The sequence below is a fragment of the Bacillus sp. V2I10 genome, from assembly GCF_030817055.1.
Classification (GTDB): domain Bacteria; phylum Bacillota; class Bacilli; order Bacillales; family Bacillaceae; genus Bacillus_P.
Genome location: NZ_JAUSYV010000001.1, coordinates 5,190,331 through 5,213,325, shown reverse-complemented (window position 1 = coordinate 5,213,325; position 22,995 = coordinate 5,190,331). Strand labels below are relative to the sequence as shown.

Annotated in this window: 18 protein-coding genes and 1 pseudogene; 18 read left to right on the top strand and 1 reads right to left on the bottom strand. The window is 41.6% G+C overall.

The genetic code is table 11. From position 1 onward, the window contains the following. Positions 1–250: 250 nt before the first annotated feature. Positions 251–1,921 (bottom strand): glutamine--tRNA ligase/YqeY domain fusion protein, encoded by a 1,671-nt coding sequence (locus QFZ72_RS26275; protein WP_307439191.1) that lies wholly within the window; start codon positions 1,919–1,921, stop codon positions 251–253. Between the two features lie 230 nt (positions 1,922–2,151). Here QFZ72_RS26275 and QFZ72_RS26270 point away from each other — a divergent pair, with 230 nt between their 5' ends. The 18 genes and pseudogenes from QFZ72_RS26270 (at position 2,152) to QFZ72_RS26185 (ending at position 22,948) form a co-directional block, all read left to right on the top strand. Then, positions 2,152–3,174, top strand: coding sequence for a Bug family tripartite tricarboxylate transporter substrate binding protein (locus tag QFZ72_RS26270; protein ID WP_307439189.1), 1,023 nt, complete (start codon positions 2,152–2,154; stop codon positions 3,172–3,174). Between the two features lie 214 nt (positions 3,175–3,388). After that, positions 3,389–3,841 carry a tripartite tricarboxylate transporter TctB family protein gene (locus QFZ72_RS26265; protein ID WP_307439187.1) on the top strand — a complete coding sequence of 151 codons (453 nt, stop codon included), beginning with the start codon at positions 3,389–3,391 and terminating at the stop codon, positions 3,839–3,841. Positions 3,842–4,020: 179 nt separating this feature from the next. Continuing rightward, positions 4,021–5,547 carry a tripartite tricarboxylate transporter permease gene (locus QFZ72_RS26260; RefSeq protein WP_307439185.1) on the top strand — a complete coding sequence of 509 codons (1,527 nt, stop codon included), beginning with the start codon at positions 4,021–4,023 and terminating at the stop codon, positions 5,545–5,547. 55 nt (positions 5,548–5,602) lie between these two features. Then, entirely contained in the window at positions 5,603–7,210 is a 1,608-nt protein-coding gene (locus QFZ72_RS26255; RefSeq protein ID WP_307439183.1) for an ATP-binding protein, read from the top strand. Next, positions 7,188–7,883 (top strand): response regulator, encoded by a 696-nt coding sequence (locus QFZ72_RS26250; protein WP_483862261.1) that lies wholly within the window; start codon positions 7,188–7,190, stop codon positions 7,881–7,883. Before QFZ72_RS26255 ends, QFZ72_RS26250 begins: the two co-directional genes overlap by 23 nt. A gap of 187 nt (positions 7,884–8,070) precedes the next feature. Continuing rightward, positions 8,071–8,397: a hypothetical protein gene (locus tag QFZ72_RS26245; protein WP_307439180.1), complete on the top strand. Its 327-nt coding sequence runs from the start codon at positions 8,071–8,073 to the stop codon at positions 8,395–8,397. Between the two features lie 47 nt (positions 8,398–8,444). Continuing rightward, positions 8,445–9,764, top strand: a complete 1,320-nt coding sequence (locus tag QFZ72_RS26240; RefSeq protein WP_307439178.1) for a WXG100 family type VII secretion target — start codon at positions 8,445–8,447, stop codon at positions 9,762–9,764. A gap of 6 nt (positions 9,765–9,770) precedes the next feature. Next, positions 9,771–10,169, top strand: a complete 399-nt coding sequence (locus QFZ72_RS26235; protein ID WP_307439175.1) for a hypothetical protein — start codon at positions 9,771–9,773, stop codon at positions 10,167–10,169. Continuing rightward, on the top strand, positions 10,166–10,561 hold the full coding sequence (locus QFZ72_RS26230) for an SseB family protein (protein ID WP_307439174.1): 396 nt from the start codon (positions 10,166–10,168) through the stop codon (positions 10,559–10,561). Before QFZ72_RS26235 ends, QFZ72_RS26230 begins: the two co-directional genes overlap by 4 nt. 397 nt (positions 10,562–10,958) lie before the next feature. Next, on the top strand, positions 10,959–13,667 hold the full coding sequence (locus QFZ72_RS26225) for a GTPase domain-containing protein (protein WP_307439172.1): 2,709 nt from the start codon (positions 10,959–10,961) through the stop codon (positions 13,665–13,667). Between the two features lie 139 nt (positions 13,668–13,806). Further along, entirely contained in the window at positions 13,807–14,568 is a 762-nt protein-coding gene (locus tag QFZ72_RS26220; RefSeq protein WP_307439170.1) for a threonine/serine exporter family protein, read from the top strand. Positions 14,569–14,583: 15 nt separating this feature from the next. Then, positions 14,584–15,030, top strand: a complete 447-nt coding sequence (locus QFZ72_RS26215; protein WP_223443085.1) for a threonine/serine exporter family protein — start codon at positions 14,584–14,586, stop codon at positions 15,028–15,030. A gap of 13 nt (positions 15,031–15,043) precedes the next feature. Further along, the gene (locus QFZ72_RS26210; RefSeq protein WP_307439168.1) at positions 15,044–15,166 is read left to right on the top strand and encodes a hypothetical protein; all 123 of its coding nucleotides are present in this window, start codon (positions 15,044–15,046) and stop codon (positions 15,164–15,166) included. A gap of 1,012 nt (positions 15,167–16,178) precedes the next feature. After that, positions 16,179–16,409 (top strand): annotated as a pseudogene (locus QFZ72_RS26205) (ABC transporter substrate-binding protein); the annotation flags it as partial. Positions 16,410–16,499: 90 nt separating this feature from the next. Beyond that, positions 16,500–17,243 (top strand): glycerophosphodiester phosphodiesterase, encoded by a 744-nt coding sequence (locus QFZ72_RS26200; RefSeq protein WP_307439166.1) that lies wholly within the window; start codon positions 16,500–16,502, stop codon positions 17,241–17,243. Between the two features lie 201 nt (positions 17,244–17,444). Continuing rightward, the gene (locus QFZ72_RS26195; RefSeq protein ID WP_307439164.1) at positions 17,445–18,944 is read left to right on the top strand and encodes an alanine/glycine:cation symporter family protein; all 1,500 of its coding nucleotides are present in this window, start codon (positions 17,445–17,447) and stop codon (positions 18,942–18,944) included. Between the two features lie 460 nt (positions 18,945–19,404). Next, positions 19,405–21,147, top strand: a complete 1,743-nt coding sequence (locus tag QFZ72_RS26190) for an ABC transporter ATP-binding protein (protein ID WP_307439161.1) — start codon at positions 19,405–19,407, stop codon at positions 21,145–21,147. Further along, positions 21,128–22,948: an ABC transporter ATP-binding protein gene (locus QFZ72_RS26185; RefSeq protein WP_307439160.1), complete on the top strand. Its 1,821-nt coding sequence runs from the start codon at positions 21,128–21,130 to the stop codon at positions 22,946–22,948. The genes QFZ72_RS26190 and QFZ72_RS26185 overlap by 20 nt, the downstream gene beginning before the upstream one ends. The last annotated feature ends 47 nt before the right edge of the window (positions 22,949–22,995 follow it).

Sequence of the window (22,995 nt, the reverse complement as noted above, 5' to 3'; positions counted from 1 at the left end):
AGTATTTATTTAGTTCATCCTTCATTTTTTTTCGTTAGTACGATTATACCGCGATAAATCATGATTAAAACCATCCAAATCTCTGCAATGTTCGGGTTGGACTTTGACTGAAATTGTAAAAAGAGACGCTTAGACGACGTGATTCATCTCGATAAGACAAGCTTTTTACTCTTGTGTTATCGAATGCTGAAGAACAGTTCATCAAAAAAAGACCTAAATTTCTTGGAAATTTAGGTCTTTCATAAGTTTATTATAATTTAAATGAGCTTTTTAAAGAGACAATCCTGTTGTAAACGGCTTTTTCAGGTGTTGTATTCTTCGGATCCACGTTGAAATACCCGTGTCTAAAGAATTGGAATTTGTCCTGACCCAATACATCCTTCATGTTCGGTTCTACAAAACCTTGAACTACTTCAAGCGATTGATCGTTCACGTAATCGAGGAATGTTTTTTCTTCTTCTTCCTCTTCGCTTTTTTCTGCTTCCAAGTCTGCATCAAGAATTAACGGCTGATACAAACGGAATTCTGCAGGCACGGCATTCTCAGCATCCACCCAATGGATTGTGCCTTTTACTTTACGGCCTGTAAAGCCTGATCCGCTCTTAGTTTCAGGGTCGTATGTGCAATGCAGTTCAACGACATTTCCATCTTCGTCTTTGATGACATCTTCACATTTGATGAAGTAGGCATGCTTCAGACGAACCTCGTTGCCAGGGAAAAGGCGGAAATACTTTTTCGGAGGATCTTCCATGAAATCGTCCTGTTCGATGTAGATTTCTCTTCCGAACGGAATTTGTCGTGAGCCCATTTCAGGAACCTCTGGATTAATCTCTGCATCAAGCATTTCAGACTCGCCTTCAGGGTAGTTCGTTATCACCACTTTAAGCGGCTTAAGAACACCCATTGTCCGAGGCGCTTTCAGCTTAAGATCTTCTCTTGCGAAGTGCTCGAGCATGGCTTCGTCAACAGCACCGTATCCTTTAGAAACGCCTGTTTCCCGTACAAAATTACGGATGGCATCAGATGTGTATCCTTTTCTTCTGAGTCCTGAAACCGTTGGCATGCGCGGGTCATCCCAGCCGTCTACAAAGCCTTCATCAACAAGCTGCTTCAGCTTGCGTTTACTCATGACTGTGTTCGTGATATTTAAGCGGCCAAATTCAATTTGCTGAGGCTTGCTTTCCATTTCACATTCCTCGACAACCCAATTGTAAAGAGGACGATGATCCTCAAATTCTGTTGTACAAATGGAATGTGTTACGCCTTCAATCGCATCTTCAATCGGGTGTGCGAAATCATACATCGGATAAATACACCAAGTATCTCCTGTATTATGGTGAGTCGCATGTGATACACGGTAAATAATAGGGTCACGAAGATTCAGGTTTGGTGACGTCATATCGATTTTAGCACGCAAAACCTTGCTGCCTGTTTCAAATTCGCCTTTGCGCATTTTATCGAACAGTTCAAGATTTTCTTCAGCAGAGCGGTTGCGGTACGGGCTTTCTTTTCCGGGCTGAGTCAATGTGCCGCGGTATTCGCGGATTTCATCGGCTGTCAGGTCATCTACATATGCTTTGCCTTTTTTGATTAAAAGAACAGCGCGGTTGTACATTTCCTCAAAGTAATTTGATGCAAAGTGAAGCTCGTCCCACTCATATCCAAGCCATTTCACATCTTCTTTAATGGAATCTACGTACTCCTGATCCTCTTTTAAAGGGTTCGTGTCATCAAATCGCAAATTGGTTCTGCCGCCAAAGTCATCGGCAAGTTCAAAGTTGATTAAGATCGATTTTGCATGGCCGATATGAAGGTAGCCATTCGGCTCAGGCGGGAAACGGGTGATGACCGTTGAATGCTTTCCGCTCTCCAGGTCCTCTTTTATGATGCTTTTGATAAAGTTTGACGAGTTATTTTCCAATATCTATCGTCCTTTCTTCTATGTAAACTTCATTATATCCATAAATCATCTGTTCATTTTACAATTATATGTTTCCCGCGGCATTTATTCAAATGAATTTAGCTGTTATTTCGTCCGTGAACAAAAAGGACAAAAAGGAGTTAAAGGTTTTTATGCTCTTTACGTGTATAAACTGTATTTTTTCAGAATCCTCTGTAAAATTAAGAAAACGCTTACAAAGGGGGATTTATATGTTCGGATTAAAAAAAGTATCCATGATTATGTGTGCAGGTGCTCTTGCTTTAAGCTTAGGGGCTTGCAGCAGCGGAGAGAAAGCTGCTTCGGGCAGTACAGGTACAGGCTATCCATCAAAGGCTTTAACGGTTATCGCTCCATCAGGTGCCGGTGGAGGCTGGGATTTAACGGCGAGATCGTTCGTGAAGGTATTAAGTGAAACCAAGCTTGTAGATCAGCCGCTCACCGTAGAAAACAAACCAGGCGGAGGCGGAGCGGTATTCATGGCTGAATATGCCACACAGGATGTGCAAAATAATGAGCGGTTATTTGTCAATTCGCCGCCTGTTATTATCAATAACCTGAAAAAAGAAGGAAACAGTCCATACGGATATAAAAATACAACCCCTCTTGCTCAATTGACGAAGGATTATGGGGCAATTGTTGTGAAAGAAGATTCAAAATACAAGGATCTGCAATCCTTATTGGAGGATGTGAAAAAAGATCCGGGCAAGCTTACGTTTGCCGGCGGATCAGCTCCAGGTTCTATGGATCATCTAATTTCAATTCTTCCAGCTTATGCAGATGGAGTGGATCCGACAAAGTTAAAATATGTTTCCTATGATGGGGGCGGAGAGGCGATTACAGCTCTTCTAGGAAACAATGCTGACGTAATAGGAACTGATGTATCAAGCGTCAAGGAGTTCTTAAAGGCAGGCAAGGTAAGAGTACTGGCTACAACTGCATCCGAACGACTTCAAGGCGACCTTAAGGATCTTCCAACTGCGAAAGAGCAAGGAATTGACGCAGAATTCACCATTTGGCGAGGAGTTTTTGGTCCAGAGAAAATGTCTGATGAAGCTTATAAATATTGGGAGAAAACAATTAAAAATTTAGTAGAGTCTGAAGAATGGAAAAAGGAAGTCGAAACACAGGGATGGGAAATGGAATATAAGAATGGCGAGGACTTTAAAACATTTTTAGGAGAGCAGGAAAAACAAGTGCAAACCCTGCTTAAGGCTGTTGGAATGGCGAAATAATTGTGAAGCTGAAGAAGGAGGCAGTCTCCTTCTTTGCTTCAAGTTTTTAAGAAGCATAAAATTTACCGTTTCTATGTCTAGCTTCACCGCCCAACTCCTCGGCCAGAACAAATTCCCTCAGGAAAATCAAAAACGGACTTTTCGGGTGAATTCTTACTGTCATGCCTGAGCTAAACGGGCGGTTCCGCTTTTCTTATTAGAAAGGATGATTCAGATGTCAATCAAGTTTGACAGGGCAGCAGCCATTTTGTTTTTAGCGGTGGGAGCGCTCTTTATGTATGGCAGTATGCAGATAGCGAAATCTTCATATGGAAGTGTTGTCGGACCTAATATTTTCCCGTTCTTTCTCGGTGCCATCCTTTTTCTGCTTAGCCTTCGTTTGTTTTATGAAACCTTTCATTATGAGAAAAAATACGGAAAAAAAGAACCTTTGCAGATGAAAGCATTCATCATTATTTTTCTTGCAATACTGCTTTACATAGCAGCACTTGAAACAATCGGATATGTCATCACGACATTTGTTTTTCTGCTCATATGCTTTCAAGCTATGGAGCGCGGTAAATGGGTGAAATCAATTGTGATATCTGCTTGTTTTTCTGCCGGGATCTATTACTTATTTGTTGTTGTTCTAAAAGGAACCCTGCCAAGCTTTCCGGTATGGTTTTAAGTAAATGAGATAAGAAAGTAGAAATTTTATCACATTGATGTCTAGCCCCAGCGCCTGACTCCTCGGTCAGAACGGATCCGCCAAAAAAGTCAAACCCGGACTTTTTCGTCGGATCCTTATCTGCCTGCCGGAGCTGAACAAGGCGCTTGCGCTTTTCTTATTGAGGGAGGAAATGCATAATGGGAACTCTTGATTATCTGCTGCAGGGCTTTCAGTCAGCCTTCATTTGGTATAACATCCTTTTTGCTTTTGGAGGCGTCCTGATTGGAACGGCAGTCGGCGTCCTGCCTGGAATCGGACCGATGAGCGGTGTAGCTCTTTTAATACCGGTTACAGCTTCAATGACTGGGGGGCTGCCGCCGGAACAAGCGGCAACAAGCGCCATTATCCTGCTTGCAGGGGTTTATTACGGAGCCATGTACGGAGGCTCTACAACATCCATTCTATTAAATACACCTGGAGAATCATCCTCTGTTGTTACCACACTTGACGGCTATCAAATGGCGAAGAATGGCAGGGCGGGAAGTGCTCTTTCCATCGCTGCAATCGGATCCTTTTTTGCGGGCATCGTAACGCTGGTCGCACTTATTTTATTAGCAAAGCCTCTATCCAGCATAGCAATTAAGTTTGGACCGGCGGAATACTTTTCACTGATGCTGCTTGGTATTGCAGCAGTCAGCGGTCTGGCAGGCAAGTCGGTGACAAAAGCACTTATCATGACGATTACAGGCTTATTGCTTGCAACGATTGGAGTGGACAATGTTTCAGGTGTTGCAAGATTTACTTTCGATTTTCCGTGGCTTTATCAGGGAATCGAATTTTTAACAATAGCGGTTGGCCTGTTTGCATTAGGAGAGGTCTTCAAGACAATCCTTGAAAAAGAAGGGGAAGACGCGGAAATTGCTAAAATCAATAATATCTTTCCTTCAAAAGAAGAAATGAAGGAATCCGCAGGTCCGATCGCAAGAGGTTCATTATTAGGATTCTTCATTGGAATACTGCCGGGAGCCGGCGCCACATTGGCCTCATTTTTCTCGTATATGATGGAAAAGAAAATCAGCAAGGACCCATCTAAGTTCGGTAAAGGTGCAATTGCAGGTGTTGCTGCACCGGAATCTGCCAATAACGCGGCATCAGGCGGTGCGATGATTCCATTATTGACGCTTGGCATTCCGGGATCAGGGACAACTGCGATCCTGATGGGTGCCCTGATGATGTATAACATTCAGCCGGGTCCGCTGCTGTTTGAAGATCATCCTCAAGTTGCGTGGGGATTAATTGCAAGTATGTTCATTGGAAACATTATGCTTCTCGCTTTAAATATGCCGCTTGTTAAGGTGTTTGCGAAAATTATTCAAACGCCGAAAAAGTATTTGATTCCTCTTATTATCGCGATTTCGATTTTTGGTGTATATGCGGTGCAGGTATCAGTGTATGATTTACTCCTTCTCCTTGCATGCGGCGTTCTCGGCTACTTTTTATCCAAGAATGATTACCCGATTGCTCCACTGGTATTAGGCTTGGTATTAGGCCCGATGATTGAAAACAATATGAGAAGAGCGCTTACCATTTCAAATGGAGATTACAGCATTTTCTTCTCGCGTCCCCTTTCCGTATCATTCTTAATTCTTACGGCACTTTGGCTCCTGATTCCGGTTTTAATGAAAAAACGGGGAAAGGATGTAGTCATTAACGTAGAGGGCTAAAAAAACTCCTTTTTAATAAGGAGTTTTTTTATTATGATTAATCAGAGGTGAGTGAATGCGTTTACATGCTAAGCTGATGATTGGGATAAGTCTTGTGGTAGTCCTGATGGCAGGTATATTTGAACTAACCTTTAAGTCCATCATGGAAAACAATTTGAAGAAAGATAAGGGTATGCAGGCGCTGTCTGTTGCAGAGACATTCGCATATATGCCTGAGATCGCGGAAGCATTCTTAACGGAAAATCCATCTGAAATCATTCAGCCGATCGCAGAGAAAATCCGAAAAGAGGTGGGAGCGGAATTTATCGTCGTCGGAAACCTTGATGAAATCAGGTATTCACATCCTGATGTGGATCGTTTAGGAGAAAAAATGGTTGGCGGAGATAATGAAGAAGTATTCAAAGGGAAAACCGTCATTTCTGAATCTGTCGGTACCCTTGGACCATCTCTTAGAGGAAAAGCCCCCATATTCGATCAGAATGATAATGTGATTGGAGTCGTTTCTGTCGGATTTCTTCAGGAGGATATTGAAAAAGAACTGACAAACCTTGAAAACAAAATCTTATTTTCTACGATTGTTATCTTAATAGGCGGGATTATTTCAGCGTTATTGATCTCATTAAACATTAAAAAAGCCATATTTGGCCTTGAGCCGCGTGAGATTGCCTGGATGTACCAGGAAAAACACGCCATATTGGAATCTATACATGAAGGGATCATTGCCATTGATACCGACGGGAAAATCACGGTTGTGAATGAAAATGCCCATAAAATCCTGGAGATTCCAAATGAGATTCTTTTAAGGGGAAAGCGGATCGAAGAGATCATTAAAGATACCCATCTGCTGCAGGTTGTTGATTCCGGACAAGCTGAATATGATCAGGAATTCATCATTCTTGAGGATGTTTTCGTCGTAAACCGCATTCCTATTTTTGATAAAAGGGGAGAAGTTATAGGCGCTGTAGCTAGTTTCAGGAATAAATCCGAGCTGTCACAGGTGCTGAAGGAACTGTCACACGTAAAAGCATATGCAGAGGGGTTAAGAGCGCAGACACATGAATATTCGAACAAGCTCTACACCCTGCTCGGACTCATTCAATTAGGGTCTTACAAAGAAGCGATTGAGTTTATTTCGACAGAAGTAAATGTTACACAGGGATTTATTGGCTTCATCATGAGGGAAATTCCCGATCCTATTCTTGCGGGATTTATATTAGGAAAAATCAGTCTTGCAAGCGAATTGAAAATCCATTTTTCCATAGATGAGGAAAGCAGTTTTAAGGATGTTCCGGACTCACTGAATCGTGATGCTTTAATAACCATTTTCGGCAATCTGCTGAATAATGCCTTTGAAGCTGTCAGAGAAAAAGAAGACGGAGATAAAAAGGTATCGCTCTTTTTAACAGATCTGGGCAAAGAATTGATTATTGAAGTTGAAGACAATGGACCAGGTATAGATGAGGAACATTTCGAGATTATTTTCCAGCAGGGGTTCTCTACAAAGAGCGGGGACAAAAATGCAGGCATCGGTCTGAGTCTTGTCCGGCAGGCTTTGAAAAAAGTAGGAGGAACGATCACTTTTTCATCGAAGAAAGGAGAAGGAACAGCGTTTACTGTAGCCATTCCAAAAAGCAGGGGGTATGATGATGAATCAAGCCATTGAGGTGCTGATCATTGAAGACGATCTAAGAATTGCCGAGATTCAAAGAAGATTTCTTGAACAGATAGAGGGGTTTCACACCATTGGCATAGCTGCTAATTATGCTGAGGCAAAAAGCTTGATTGATATCTTAAAACCGGATTTAATTTTACTTGATGTGTATTTTCCTGATATGAACGGATGCGATCTTTTAAAGGAAATCAAGCAGCTGGATAAGCAAACGGATGTCATTATGATAACAGCTGCGCGGGAAATTGAGACGGTGCAGGAAGCCATAACAATCGGAGTGTTTGATTTTATTATCAAGCCTGTTGTTTTTGAACGGTTCAAGCAGTCCTTAAAAAGATACGAAGAACATTACCGCAAACTTGAAGCAATCAGATTGGAAAACATAATCATGGGTCAGGAAGAAGTCGACAGGCTTCTTTATAAGCTGCATGACATTTCTGAGAAGCCCCTGCTGCCGAAGGGGATCGATAAACTGACGCTGATTAAGGTTATGGAAGTGTTGGATTCGGGGCAGGGATTAACGGCTGAAACAGTAGCGAAGCAAATCGGTGTGAGCCGGACAACGGCAAGGAGATATTTGGAACACCTCATCTCCCAGGAGAAAATTGCTGCTGACTTATCCTATGGAACAATTGGAAGACCAGAACGCGTGTATGTGCTTAAATAAGGTTGTTTTAGCGGAATAAATGACGTGAAGTTTTTAATATATTCTAATAGTAGGAAAGAATAATTTCTTTTCTAGTCATATTCGCCTATGTGCAAAAATAGTTTAATAGATAGTTGCCGGATTCATCCCCATATTTTAACATAACTATAAGATGCTTCTAAAACAGGAAGAAGGACGTGGAAAGAACTTGTTGGATACGATCGAAGACTTCTTTGAAGACTTGGAGAGAAAGAGAAAGCAAGCCGAATACAATCGGGATGCAGATGAACTCGAAGCATATCTGGCTGCTGTTAATAACGCAATGGGAACGTTTGATGACGGAATTTTTCATTTTCATAAACTGCATCAGCAGTATGCTGATGAATGGACCGGTCAAACAAAATTAGCCTATGAAAGTATTCGGGATGACATTCGTGTTACTTATAATCATATATACGATATGAAGGATGAGCTTTTTCAGGAGCTGAGAAACGAAATCGGAAGGCTTAGAGAACTGGCCGCTGGCCTCGCCTAATACAGCGCTGCACATGTTTTAGAGGAATAAAGGAGAGGTAGACGCACATGGAAATTAAAATAAGACCAGAAGAGCTTGAAGCGTTCGCACAGCGCATTGAACAATCCCGCTCATATACGGGAGATGCACTTGATCTGTTAAACTGGGAATCTGCCAGACTGCGCTTTACCTCTGTTGCACGTGTAGAAAGGGCTCTTGATCTTCAGGAAGAGATCCGGCACTTGGTGAATCGGTTTCATACGCTGACAGAAGATGCAAAAGCATTAATTGAAAACACCGCAAATGGCATGAGAGAAGCAGATGAGGCCGCCAAATCGTCTGCTTCTTCAGGCTGGGGCGGTTTTTTCTCAGGATTATGGGATGGCGCTAAGAATGGACTTACAGACGCTTGGGACGGGCTTGTATCCCTTACAGAATGGGAAACATATGAAGCAATGTGGGATGCCATCATTCACCCCCTTGAAACCCTTGAATCAATGTGGAACACGCTCTCTGAAGCTTGGGAAACAAAAGTAATAAATGGAGATATCTACAGCAGAACGGAATTCTTTACATATGGTGTCGTCTCTATTGGACTTGGCATTCTAGGAGGCAAGGGAATCGATAAGCTCGGAAAAGCTGCGAAGCTGACAAAAATACCTGACGGGACGCCCTCTAAGCCGAAAGTGGAGACTGTCACTCATGGGATAGATACGAGTTTTGATTATGCGAAACTTTCGCAGGGGAAAGAGTTTGCTGCTGAGATTAATTCGGTGCTTGATGAAGTAGGATTAACAAGAGATGAATTTTTAGCACTTCAGCCAAAGCATCATACAGAGTTGACCCAAGATCAGCTAGAAAAAATGAGGCAAGTTCGCGACGCAGTTGGACCAGTTGGTGATGATACTGTTCTACAGAAGGTTATTGATTTAGGAAGAGTTGAGTCTTTTCTCTCAGGACGTGAAACTACGTTAAGCGGGTGTATTGCGAGAATGGATGATGTTGCAGACGTACACATGTCAGATGATGTTTTCTATTCGCTGAGACTGGATTACGGAGATGAGAACTATCCAACACCGTTCTCGCCTAATGAAGGATATGCTGTTATTCGTTTTACAACTGACGACTATGATAAAATGAGAATACCTTATGCGGAAGAGTTGAATAGCCTCGATGCTGCAAAGCCAAATGAATTTATTAAATATCCGCAAACTGGCCATGGATTTACTGCTGCTGTAAATGGCAGGATCATTCCTGAATTTGAAACAAAATACAGAGATGGCGCTGAGCCTACAGTTGGAGAAATATATATCGTCAATGAAGGTGTAGAAGAACTTGTAGGGGTTTATAATCCATTTAAAGAAAGATTTATACGTGTAGAGGAGTAGTGTAACGTGAGAAAAGGAAAATTTGGAGTTTATCAGGGGAAGGAATATAAGATTATTAGTTATAAAAAAAACTATTATCTAAAATCTATCGACCCATTGACTCAAGCAATTGGTTTTTCACTTGCACCAGGTGAAAATTCTATCTATATAAAAAAAGTAGAACCAAACGATTTAGATGATGCATACGAAATAATTCCAACTACCTTTTACAAAGGCTATCATTTCGGAATTATCGGATATGATGAAGCGAAACAAGAAGTAATTCTTATGACAAGCAATCCAGACGCATGGAAAAAATTAAATCTGGAAACTCATGCGAAATATGAATTTACAGTGGATGTTCCACTTAATGAATTAAATATTATTGAAGAGAAAGAGCCAATTCTTGGGTTTGGTGAAAAATGAGTACAGAGTTCAACTCTTTGGAAAAAGCTTTAATTGATGCGATGAGCAGCAGCGGAAAAGTAGCTGTTTTCTATGAAGTGCTAGCGAAAAGTAATGTATGGTTAATAAAAAAGCTACATGCGGACAAGGGTTCTTCTTCAATTGAACAGGTTCATATTATGGAGAAAAAAAGCAGAAAATTGCTGCCGGTTTTCTCATCAAAGTTTCCCATAGATAAAATGTTTAAGCAAAATGACTCGATCATGATGTCTTTTGAAGAAATTTTATATCAAATCGATGGACAGACCGGCATTATATTAAACCCTGATACTCCGTTATCAAAGCTGCTTATTCCGCAGGAGCTGGAAATGATGAGGAAGAAACAGAACTTTTTTAAAAGTTGCGAAGAATGAAGAAGCTAAAGAGAGGAATATGCCTCTCTTTTTTAATGCTCAAGAAAGGTTGCCTTTTGTTATTTACAGCAGCAGAATCAGCCCACCTAAAATGATTTCGGGTAAATTAACTTATTTTACCTGTAAAATAAGCCTTTAGAATCACATACTAATCACATAAGGGATTATTCTCCTTTAATTTGCCGGTGTTTACCATTATTTCATGGGAAACTGGATAATTTAAACACATGGATACCAACTTAAAGCCCATGTCTATCTCGAATGCTGTTTCAACTAGATCCTTAGTAGTGTAAAAATCGGCAAAAAGAGTATACATAATTAAAGCATTCTAAGTGCATCTTTTGATAGAATAGACTATTATAGATAAGTTTCTAGTGTACGTTAGGTGGAGGATAAAATGACAAACGATAAACAGTTGATTCATAAAGCATATTTTGAAAGGTTTATGGAAGACAGTGCTTCTGCTCAGCCTGTACAGGTGCTTGGAGAACTTTATTTCGAGGAGCAGGCAAAGGAAGTTTATGATCTGTCCTATATTCGCTTTGCACAGGGTGAGGTCTATTTTCACAACAAAGATTATGAGACAGCGATCTTCAAGTGGGAAAATATCAGCAATGAATTAGAGCCATGGGCCAAGAAAAATATTGCGGACTCTTATTATGCTCTTGGTCATCTTTCAGCGGCAGAGGATATTTACACATCCATTCAAAGTGATTCGAAGACTTTGAAAATGGAAGTGGCTCTTGAATTATTTTCACTTTATCTATTGAGAGACAAAATTGAACTTGCATATAAGGTTATTAAAAAGGCGCTGGATATTCATTCAGATTATCCGAATGTAACAGATCTGGCACGATCTTTCTATGAGGATCAGCAGGACTGGAAGAATGCCGTTGAGCTTGCTGTTGCTGAAGGTGTGCGAGCGGAATCGCTTGAATGGTTTGAGCTGCTGGATGAGTATGTTCAAGCGGGATATACGAAATCGTTTGATCCTGAATACTTTTATCAGCCGCTGATCTCTCTATTCCGAATCAATCAGAAATTATTTCAGAAGGTTACGGCTTCCTTGTGGGACAGCTACCGAAATGAAGATTCCTACTTATCATGGCTGAAAACCGTTAATACAATCTTCCTTAATGTTGAGGTGCAGCCGTTTGATTCCTGGACGAAGATGTCTGATATCCACCAGAACACTTACTTAAGTGTGATTAATGGCACTTATTTGGTAAAGGATTTAGAAGATATTATTCCTGTGCTTTTAGCAAACTGGCAAAAGCTTGCGAATCAATCAAAAGCGTTATTTGCTGCAACGGCTGTACTTGCATGGAATGAAATTTTTCCATCGTCTATGGATGCTGCGACTCTTAAGACAGCGGAAAAGCTGATCTTTGATTCTGAGCATGACAGCATCAGTCTCGAATACAGCCTGGATTTATTTAAGTCTCTTGTTTCTTGGGCAGAGAATAACCATATCGAAGTGGGCTATAAAAAGAAATGGCTCTTTTCAGGGCTTTCCGACTTAAAGACATCTCGTCTTTTAATCAGCGGCACAACTGAAAGCGGAAAATCCGCATTTATTAATCATATCCTTCAGGAAAATCTGGTCAGCAGCACTGGTTCACCTGTGTTTGTACGATCTGAAGGTGATTTGGCGGAAATGAATGAAATTACAAATGCCGGTATAAGAAGGATATCTGACAATCCTGAGTATCAGGAATCAGAAAATACTTGGATTGAAGTGAAATGGCCTTCTGCTCTTTTAGAAGAGAACAATACGGTGTTCCTGCATACACCTGAATTGGATCGTATTGGAGATGTAGAACAAACAGCAGAATTTCTGCCGATATCAGATGGAATGCTGTTCGTCCTTGATAAAAATACGCCTTTTAATGAGCACGAGCTTGAATTGCTGATGAAGCTTCAGGAATATGCTCTTGATACACCGTTTCACTTTATCCTGAATCATTCATCTGAACAGTGGAAATTGGCAGAAGACCTGCAGGGAACAATCAACCAGTTCTTCCCTCAGTCACAGGTATTTGCTTTTTCACCGGATAATCTTGGCGGTTTGAGTGAATTTTTGAATACTGTTTTCAGTAAATCGGACGCAAAGCTTGCAGAAAAACGCACGGCAAAACTTCTATATTTCATACGCAAGACACTTACGGATCTTCTGAACAAACGCGTTCAGATGGAGAATCGATTAGTAGAATCGGTTAAATGGAATGAGGATATTTTAGTAAGACTGAACGGCTTCCTGAATCATTTAAGAGACGTGGAGCAGGAAAAGGCGAAATCCATCTCGGCTTCCTATCGTGAAGTGACTGCTGAGATGAAAAGAGATATGGCTGTGCAGCTGCCGAAAATTCTGCGAAACTGTTCTGCTCATATTAGTGAAAACAGTGATTTCAGCCAAATTCACATATCGTTAAATAAGAAAATGAATGAAGAAATTGGTGCATATATCCATCAGAACTTGATTCCAAGATTCCAAACGGCTCTTCGTGAATGGCTTTCACAATCAAATGAAGAGCTGAACGAAAGCCAGGCGCATCTGGATGAAATGAGCCTGTCTTTCAACGGCTTATACGGGGAAGAAAAAATGAAGCTTCTCTGCGATTTTAAAGTCATTGAAGACTGGCGCCGTGATTTAAACAGAATGACAAGCAGAGCGGATGTTGACGAGCAGAATATCCTGCTTAGATTTAAGCCGACTGAATTCCTGCTGAAAAGCGCCGGAAAGCTGTTCGCCGCTCTTCCTCAAAACAAGTCGGTGCTGTACAACCAATATAAAAAATATGTCGAAGGCAAAAACTACGAGGACACAGCAGAAGAAATTTCAAAAAAAATCTTCCTCGAATTCGATTTATTTGAAAAGGCTCTGAAAGCGGACATTATCATGTTCTTCCAAAATCCGATTCTGTATGTTGAACAGACGATTCAAGAATCAGAAAATGAAATTTCAGGTTCAAAAGCAACCCTTGAGAAAATGAAAGCAAGTCCTGAAATCTATTACGACCCATTGCGTCTCTTTGAAGTAAGACTCCTTCAATATGAATTTATGGTGAAGGCGAATGAGGAGAATACGTATATTAAACATCAATAAACAGAAGGACCCTTTATTTTAGGGTCCTTTGCTTTGTGTAAAAATTGATAATCCCCCAAAACTCAGATAAACTGAAACAAACCACAAACATAAATCCTGACTTGAAGGGGAATATCAAGCTATTGGAGAGAACATAAAGATGAAGAGCCAGCAAAATTATTCTTATGAGATCATGGAGGTTTGTCTGCTTGCCGGAAAAATTATGCTGATCAGCGGAGCTGAAACGTACCGGGTAGAAGATACGATGATGCGGATTGCTGCATCATACGGTGTGAAGAATTCGCATAGTTATGTGACACCGACTGGCATCATTTTCTCGATAGAGTCAGATGAGCCGACGAAGACGAAATTAATTCGAATCATGGAACGAACGACTGATCTTGATAAAGTTACGAATGTGAACGCCATTTCAAGGAAAATAAGCAATGGAGATTTAAATGTTGATGAAGCCTATGATTTGTTAAAAGAAATTGATGAGGCGAACTCTACCTACTCTCTCTTTTTGCAGGTGATTGCTGCAGCGATTGCAAGCGGCTGCTTTCTGATTATGTTTCAGGGGCAGTGGTCTGATTTTATTCCTGCTGTTCTGGCAGGGGGGCTCGGTTTTATGGCCGTTAATTATTTCCATCGTCTTGTGCCTATTAAATTCTTTGCGGAGTTTCTGGCGGCATTCATTATAGGACTTCTTGCTTATTTATTCGTAAGGACCGGTTTTGGATCTGAAATGGATAAAGTGATTATTGGCTCAGTTATGCCATTAGTTCCTGGTCTGCTTATTACAAATGCAGTCAGGGATTTAATGGCCGGGCATTTGATATCAGGACTTTCAAAAGGAGCAGAAGCGTTTTTAACTGCATTCGCCATCGGATCTGGTATTGCAGTGGTTTTTTCATTATTTTAAGGGAGAGAAAGAATGATGTGGGTCTTGGGACAGCTAGTGACAAGCTTTATATCTACCGCTGCATTCGGCATTATTTTTCAGGCGCCTAAACCTTCCCTCATTAAATGCGGACTTGTAGGGATGTGCGGCTGGATGATCTATATATCTTTGGTGGGCTATGGATTTGATGCAGTTCCTGCTACTGTCATTGCAGCTGTATTTGTAGCTGTGACAAGTCAGGTTTTTGCAAAGATCTACAAAACGCCGATTATTATTTTCAGCGTAGCCGGCATTATTCCTTTGGTTCCTGGGGGAATGGCGTACGACGCGATGAGAAATTTCGTTGAAAATGACTATAATACTGCGATTACATTAGCTGCAAAAGCATTTATGATTTCAGGTTCCATTGCGATCGGCCTTGTTTTTTCTGAGGTGATCAATCAAGTCATAAGAAGATCTCAGCTTCGTACAAAGGTTAAGTAAACGGGGGATTCAAATGAAACCGGAGACACCGCTAAGGAGACTTGGGGAGACGGAGCTTATGGTCTCAGCGCTCGGACTTGGCACGTGGCAGTTCAGCAAAGGCAGTGGAATGCCTGCAGCCTTAAAACGTATGTAGTCGCTTATTGAGCTGCTGGATAAATTGGCGCTTGAATAAAAAGAAAACGGGTACTAAATTGCACAGCAATTGGTATCCTTTTTTTACGTTTTGTGAGAAGTGATTATTTTTGTCTTTCAAGTAACCAAAAACCTTGAGCAGGTCTGTTTTGGGGAATCAATCGCCCGTTATGATTCCTCAAAACTTGTAGTAGTGTGTTCGGGGAATCATAGGCCGGCTATGAGTAATCAAAACCATGAAGTAGTGCTGTTTGGGGAATCATAGGCCGGCTATGAGTAATCAAAACCATGAAGTAGTGCTGTTTGGGTAATCATAGACCCGCTATGAGTAATCAAAACCGTAAAGTAGTGCTGTTTGGGTAATCATAGACCCGCTATGAGTAATCAAAACCGTAAAGTAGTGCTGTTTGGGTAATCATAGACCCGCTATGAGTATTCAAAACCGTAAAGTAGTGCTGTTTGGGGAATCATAGACCCGCTATGAGTATTCAAAACCGTAAAGTAGTGCTGTTTGGGGAATCATAGACCCGCTATGAGTAATCAAAACCGTAAAGTAGTGCTTTTTGGGGAATCATAGACCCGCTATGAGTAATCAAAACCGTAAAGTAGTGCTTTTTGGGGAATCATAGACCCGCTATGAATATTCAAAACCGTAAAGTAGTGCTTGTATGGGTAATCATAGGCCCGCTATGAGTATCCAATACCCAATAGAAGTGCTGTTTTGGGAATCCATCCACCATCAATGAGTATCCAAAACCCATGAGAAGTGCTGTTTCAGAATCATTCGCACGGTATGATACCTAAAACCTTGTAGTATTCCTGTAAGATGATCATTCGCCCGAAATGATTCTCTAAGATCCGCGATTTTCCCAAGGTAGATACAGTTTATGCTAAACGGTTTCTTGTATTTTACAAACCCCTAACAATTCCTTCATATAAATCTATATTACCTTCATACTGGGTTTACCTTGAAGAGGTATGATGGAATTCGTGAAGAACAAGTGAGTATTACCAGGTGGGAAAAATACCCTCAATTAAAAGTGACAGTTGATCAGCTGCATGATACAAATGCAAGTGCAGCGACACAGGGAGCATTAATCTCTGTTTTCCCTGAATCAAGACAAAAGGTCGTATCAGGAATGGAAAGCCTTTATCAGGGGATGGACCCTCAAAAAGCATTAGATCAGGCGGCGAAAGAAACAGATCGTGCTCTTGAAGCAGCAGGGAAGAAACAAGGGAAATAATATGAGGAGCTGATGAATCAGTCTTTTAGATTCGTCGGTTCCTATTTTGACAGAATCTAAGAATTGCATCATAGGAAGGAGTACAAAATCTTGAGCAAGCCAGTTGAAATATACGCACACCGGGGATGCAGCGGCGAGTTTCCTGAGAACACGATGGCCGCATTTGAAGCGGCCTGTAAGATCGGGGCGGATGGCATTGAGCTTGATGTGCAGATGACAAAGGATGGAGAAGTTGTTGTTATTCATGATGAACAAATTGACCGGACAACGAATGGGATTGGATTTGTAAAAGATTTCAAATACAAACAATTAAAGCTGTTTGATGCCGGAAGCTGGTTTCACCCTAAGTATTCGCGGCAAACCATTCCCTCTTTACAGGATGTCCTGGACTTAATCAAAACGAGCGGTCCTGAAATGAAAGTAAATATTGAACTGAAAAATGACGTCCTGCTCTATGAGGGGATGGAAGAAAACGTGCTCCAGTGTGTACAGCGATCAGGAATGATGGACTCCGTCATTCTCTCATCCTTTAATTTTAAAAGCATGGGGAGAATTCGAGAGCTGGACAATGACATTCAAACGGCCCTTTTATTTGAAGGAATCCCATCAAACATTATGGAGGAGGCCCGGAAGGTTCGGGCAAATGGCTTCCATTCAGAAGCTTCATTTGCACTCTCAGCTGCTGGAAAAAGAACCATTGATGCAGGGTATCCACTAAGAGTTTTTACTATTAACCAGACAGATAAGCTTGAAGCGTTCCGGAAATCAGGAGTTTCAGCCATTATTACGGACTATCCAGGTCTTTTCCTGGAGAATGAGAGTGTGCCTTTTTAGGCACACTCTTTTTTTTATGTCACTTTTTTTAACGCGAAATGTAAGGAAAAAGAACCGCAATATATATAGGTTGTTTGCGTTTTCAAACTATTTTCATGTAACAAATGGCACATATTCTATCAAAATAGTGATTGTGCAGTTATGACTTATCCCTTATAATCTAAAAAGAAAGAAAATTCAGTATTATGAGGGGGATTTTTATTGGAGGCGTTTGTTAATAGCTTAAACAGTGTTCTCTGGAGCACACCCGTTATTTACATTTGTTTGGCTGTAGGTTTGCTTTTCTCCATCTTGACCCGATTTATGCAAGTGCGTCATATCAAAGATATGGTGCGTCTGATGTTTCAGGGGAAAAGCTCTGAAGCAGGAGTTTCTTCTTTTCAGGCATTATCCATTGCGTTATCAGGACGTGTAGGTACTGGAAATATCGCTGGTGTTGCGACTGCGATCGGCTTTGGCGGACCGGGAGCAGTATTTTGGATGTGGGCAATTGCCTTCATTGGAGCATCAAGTGCTTATATTGAATCAACACTGGCTCAGATTTATAAAGTAAAACAGGACGGACAATACCGCGGGGGTCCGGCTTACTATATTGAAAAAGGAACAGGCTGGAAATGGTACGGCATTATTTTTGCATTTGCTGCATTACTTGCGATGAGCATGCTTATGCCTGGTGTTCAGGCTAACTCCATTGCGCTTGGCCTTGATAATGCATTTGGATTAAGCCCTGTTATTACTGGTTTAGGACTTATTATTGTTTTAGCACTTATTATTTTTGGCGGTGTTAAGAGAATTGCGAGTGTAGCTCAGGTAGTTGTGCCATTCATGGCGCTTGGCTACATCCTGGTTTCTCTTGTTATTATTGCTTTTAATATTACGGAGCTTCCTGCAGTTATTTCGCTTATTTTAAAAAGTGCATTTGCATTAGATTCTGCATTTGGCGGAATCGTTGGTATGGCTATTGCTTGGGGAGTTAAGCGCGGCATCTACTCAAATGAAGCTGGTCAGGGTACAGGACCTCACCCGGCTGCTGCAGCAGAAGTTTCGCATCCTGCTAAGCAAGGCTTAGTACAAGCTTTCTCTGTTTATATTGATACTCTTTTCGTATGTTCTGCTACTGCATTTATGATCTTATTCACCGGCATGTACAATACACAGGCCCCGGATGGAACGTTCATTGCGAACAAACTTGGAGCTGAGGTTGAGCCTGGCCCTGTCTTTACACAGGCTGCAGTAGAATCGGTTATTCCTATTCCGGGATTTGGTTCAGGATTCGTTGCAATTTCACTGCTTTTCTTCGCTTTTACAACAATCATGGCGTATTACTATATCGCTGAAACAAACATTGCTTACTTAACGAGGGGGAAAAGCAATAAAATCCCGATGTTCCTCGTAAAAGTCGTTCTTCTTGGAGCAACCTTCTATGGATCTGTTAAAACAGCATCATTGGCATGGGCTCTTGGGGACGTTGGACTTGGCATCATGGTTTGGCTGAACTTAATCGCCATCCTGATCTTGGCCAAACCGGCGCTGATTGCTCTAAAAGATTACGAAGCTCAAAAGAAGCAAGGTCTTGATCCAGTATTTGATCCAGTAAAGCTTGGCATTAAAAATGCAGATTTCTGGGAGCATGAATACAAGTATGAAGCCCCAGACACAGATTCTGTGCTGGAAAAAAAAGACCGGACTTTGAATTCTTAAATGGCTGGACCTCTTGTTTAAGGCAAGAGGTCTTTTTATGTCGTTTTAAAGATGATCATATGAAATCATCAGCCTGAGATGTGAAGTACTTAATATTGGCAGTTTGGTCATAAAAATAATTAATAGATAGTAAGAATCTGACTCAGGCGGGATCATGGATTATTTGGTGAAAGCGGAAGGGCCGGAAGTCAACTGGTTGCCCAGGCGCTTGAAGCGGGGCATGAAGTCACTGTTTTTGTACGTTCGTCGGAAGTGCAGGCCTTGCCTATTAATGGATACGTTCATGCTTTCACTTGAGCGTATCTCTTTTCGGTTTCATTTAGATGAGGGGATTACATAAAAAGTAAAATCTAAATATTCAAATTTTAACCAATAAGGAGTATGATAGAATAGATGAAATTCAAGATATTAGTCCAGCTAAATATATACATAGAATGTTGCAGCGTTTGGAGGCAGCCACATGTCGAAAGTATTTTCTTTGCTAAAGCCTTACCGTCTTGCGATGGGTGTGGCCCTGACCCTGATGTTGATCGAGCTTGGGGTAGAGCTGCTGCATCCGCTGTTAATGGCGAAAATAATTGATGAGGGCATTTTAAAAAATGATTTATCAGTTGTCATCTATTGGGGAAGCGTCATGGTTGGGATTTCAATTGCGGCTTTTGCTGCAGGTGTGACGAATTCCTTTTACGCGGCTCACGTCAGTCAGAGCTTTGGGTATGATGTACGCAAAGATTTGTTTGAGAAGGTCCAGTCCTTTTCTTTTGCGAATTTCAGCCTGTTTCCAACATCGTCTCTCATCACAAGGATGACGAATGACGTGACTCAGCTTCAGAATACGATTTTTATGAGCCTGCGGATTATGCTGCGTGCTCCCCTATTAATAGTAGGGGGTACGATCATGGCTTTAATCGTCAATTTTGAGCTGGCACTCATTCTCCTCATTTCTATTCCTCTTTTAATAGGTTTCTTATTGTGGATGATGAAAAAGGGAAGCGGTCTGTTCAAAGCCGTACAGGACCGGCTTGATTCCGTCAATGGCGTCATGCAGGAAAATCTGACAGGAATGCGCATTATCAAGGCCTTTTTGAGAAGAAACTATGAAGTCTCAAGGTTTACAAAAGCAAATGAAGAGTTAAGGAGCGGAACCGTTTCAGCACTCAGGCTGATGGAGATTGCCATGCCTGTTCTATTATTGGTTATGAATATCAGTATTCTTGCCATTCTCTGGTTTGGCAGCATTAATGTGGGCACAGGGGATGCGAAGGTTGGGGAAGTAGTGGCGATTGTCAACTATGCGCTGCGGATTTCCTCTGTTTTATCCATTTTTTCTTTTATCATCATGGCTTTTTCACGTGCAAAAGCATCAGCTGCCCGCATCAATGAAGTTTTGGAGACAGAAGCGGATTTGACTGATTCACTTGATGCAGAAGAAACAAGTGTGATTGAAAAAGGCGAAATTGAATTTAAATCCGTTACTTTTACTTATCCGGGAACGGACACCGCTGTGCTGAATGACCTTTCCTTTATTGTGAATGCGGGTGAGATGATTGCCCTTCTTGGAGCCACAGGCTCTGGGAAATCGTCGATTTTCAATCTGATTCCAAGGCTTTATGACGTGACGGACGGGGCGATTTACATTGATTCAAAGAATCTGCTTGATATGAAGCTTGAAAGTCTCCGGGGACAAATTGGGTTTGTCCCGCAGGAGTCCCTCTTGTTCACTGGATCGGTCAGAGAGAATATTGCATGGGGAAAAGAAGGGGCAGCACTTGAAGAAATCAAGGAAGCGGCAATAAATGCCCAGATTCATGAAACCATTGAAAGGCTTCCGAATGGCTACGATACAAGGGTGGGCCAAAAAGGAGTCAATCTTTCTGGAGGCCAAAAACAAAGACTTTCGATAGCGAGAGCACTAGTCCGCAAGCCTAAAATTCTTCTGCTTGATGACAGCACAAGCGCACTTGATTTAACTACGGAAGCAAAGCTTTTAAAAGCATTAAAAAAATATGACTGCACGATTTTTATCATTACACAAAAAATCAGCACGGCTATGGGGGCGAGCCAGATCCTCTTGCTTGATGAAGGAGAAGTTCTGGCTCAGGGTTCTCATCATGAATTAATGGAAGAATCGGCGCTGTATCAGCGGATCTATGAATCCCAGTTTGGAGAGGAGGCCCTGCAGGATGTTCAAAGAGCTAAGTAAGCCATTCAAGTATCCGAAAGTAAAACAGGAAGAACCTCTTCAGAAAAAAACAGTAAAACCAAAAAACTGGTTTGTGACGATAACAAGGGTATGGTCGTATCTTTCTTTGAATAAAGGACTGCTTAGTCTGGTTCTTCTTATGGTAGTTCTTAGTTCCTTTTTGGCCCTTCTTGGTCCTTACCTGATTGGGAGAGTCATTGATGATTATATTGTCACCAAAGAAAGCAGCGGGTTTGTTAAGCTGCTGATTGCTTTAGTCATAATTTATCTTGTCCAATCCATTTCTCTGCTGCTGCAGAACATCTGGATGATCGGAATTGCCCAAAATACTGTATTCACCATGAGAACTCAGCTTTTCCGCCATCTGCACAGCCTGCCGATTTCATACTTTGATAAACGGCAGCACGGGGAATTGATGAGCAGAGTAACGAATGATATTGAAAACGTCAGTTCGACCTTGAACAGCTCTGTTATTCAAATTTTCTCAAGTATCCTGACACTTGCAGGAACCATTGGTGTCATGCTCTGGCTGAGTCCGCTGCTTACATTAATAACTCTTGCCATTATCCCGATTATGTTCTTTGGGATGAGGTGGATCACGAACAGAACAGGAAAGTTATTCAAAGCACAGCAGCAGAACTTGGGAAATCTTAATGGCTTTATTGAAGAAACCATTTCAGGCCAGCGCATCGTTAAGACGTTTTCACAGGAGCAAAAAGTGATAACGGAGTTCCTGGAAAAGAGTCAGCGGCTTAAAGGAGCAGGGTTTTGGGCTCAGACCATATCGGGCTTTATTCCGAAGCTGATGAACGTCCTGAACAATTTAAGCTTTGCCGTGATTGCCGGGGTGGGCGGCATCCTCGCTCTTAATGGTTTGGTTTCAATCGGGGTAATCGTGATTTTCACTGAATACTCCAGACAGTTCACACGTCCTCTAAATGAACTTGCGAATCAGTTCAATACGATTCTATCTGCTGTAGCAGGTGCTGAGAGAGTGTTTGAAATTCTGGATGAACACGAGGAAATGACAGATGAGAAAGATGCTTCAGACCTTCAAGCAGTAAAGGGAGAAGTTATATTTGACGGGGTCTCATTCTCTTATGAGGAAGAACAGCAGACGGTTCAAAACCTGAGTTTTCATGCATCTCCCGGTGAAACGGTAGCCATCGTCGGTCCTACCGGTGCAGGAAAAACAACGATGATCAACCTGTTATCCCGGTTTTACGATCCTGATGATGGAAAGATTCTGATTGATGGGACGGAAAGCACAAAAATCAGGCGAAGCAGCCTGAGAGAGCACATGGCATTTGTCCTCCAGGATCCCTTCTTATTCACTGGGACAATCATGGAAAACATTCGGTACGGCCGTTTGGATGCAACGGATGAAGAAGTGATGCAAGCTGCAAAAGAAGCAAATGCCCATTCTTTTATCAAGAAAACAAAAAATCAGTATGAAACGGTTCTCACACAGGACGGAAGCGGGATCAGCCAGGGTCAAAAACAGCTGCTGTCCATCGCAAGAGCGATCCTCTCTAGTCCGGTTATTCTAGTTCTTGATGAAGCGACAAGCAGCATTGATACCATTACAGAGCTGAAAATCCAGGAAGCCCTTCAAAGATTGATGAAAGGCAGAACAAGCTTTGTGATTGCACACAGGCTGAATACCATTCAAAAAGCTGACCAAATCCTTGTGCTCGAGAATGGAACACTGATTGAAAAAGGAAGTCACGAGTCGCTTCTTCGTGAAAAAGGATTTTACTATGGTCTATATCAAAGTCAGCTGAAAGACGAGGTTGTTTGAATGCATCTGTTTTTCATTAGCGAAATGGTCATGCTATACTGATTGTG

Coding starts and splice junctions, on each gene's coding strand:
- QFZ72_RS26270 (WP_307439189.1), top strand. CDS start 2,152: ATGTTCGGATTAAAAAAAGTATCCATGATTATGTGTGCAGGTGCTCTT.
- QFZ72_RS26265 (WP_307439187.1), top strand. CDS start 3,389: ATGTCAATCAAGTTTGACAGGGCAGCAGCCATTTTGTTTTTAGCGGTG.
- QFZ72_RS26260 (WP_307439185.1), top strand. CDS start 4,021: ATGGGAACTCTTGATTATCTGCTGCAGGGCTTTCAGTCAGCCTTCATT.
- QFZ72_RS26255 (WP_307439183.1), top strand. CDS start 5,603: ATGCGTTTACATGCTAAGCTGATGATTGGGATAAGTCTTGTGGTAGTC.
- QFZ72_RS26250 (WP_483862261.1), top strand. CDS start 7,188: ATGATGATGAATCAAGCCATTGAGGTGCTGATCATTGAAGACGATCTA.
- QFZ72_RS26240 (WP_307439178.1), top strand. CDS start 8,445: ATGGAAATTAAAATAAGACCAGAAGAGCTTGAAGCGTTCGCACAGCGC.
- QFZ72_RS26230 (WP_307439174.1), top strand. CDS start 10,166: ATGAGTACAGAGTTCAACTCTTTGGAAAAAGCTTTAATTGATGCGATG.
- QFZ72_RS26225 (WP_307439172.1), top strand. CDS start 10,959: ATGACAAACGATAAACAGTTGATTCATAAAGCATATTTTGAAAGGTTT.
- QFZ72_RS26220 (WP_307439170.1), top strand. CDS start 13,807: ATGAAGAGCCAGCAAAATTATTCTTATGAGATCATGGAGGTTTGTCTG.
- QFZ72_RS26215 (WP_223443085.1), top strand. CDS start 14,584: ATGTGGGTCTTGGGACAGCTAGTGACAAGCTTTATATCTACCGCTGCA.
- QFZ72_RS26210 (WP_307439168.1), top strand. CDS start 15,044: ATGAAACCGGAGACACCGCTAAGGAGACTTGGGGAGACGGAGCTTATG.
- QFZ72_RS26190 (WP_307439161.1), top strand. CDS start 19,405: ATGTCGAAAGTATTTTCTTTGCTAAAGCCTTACCGTCTTGCGATGGGT.
- QFZ72_RS26185 (WP_307439160.1), top strand. CDS start 21,128: ATGTTCAAAGAGCTAAGTAAGCCATTCAAGTATCCGAAAGTAAAACAG.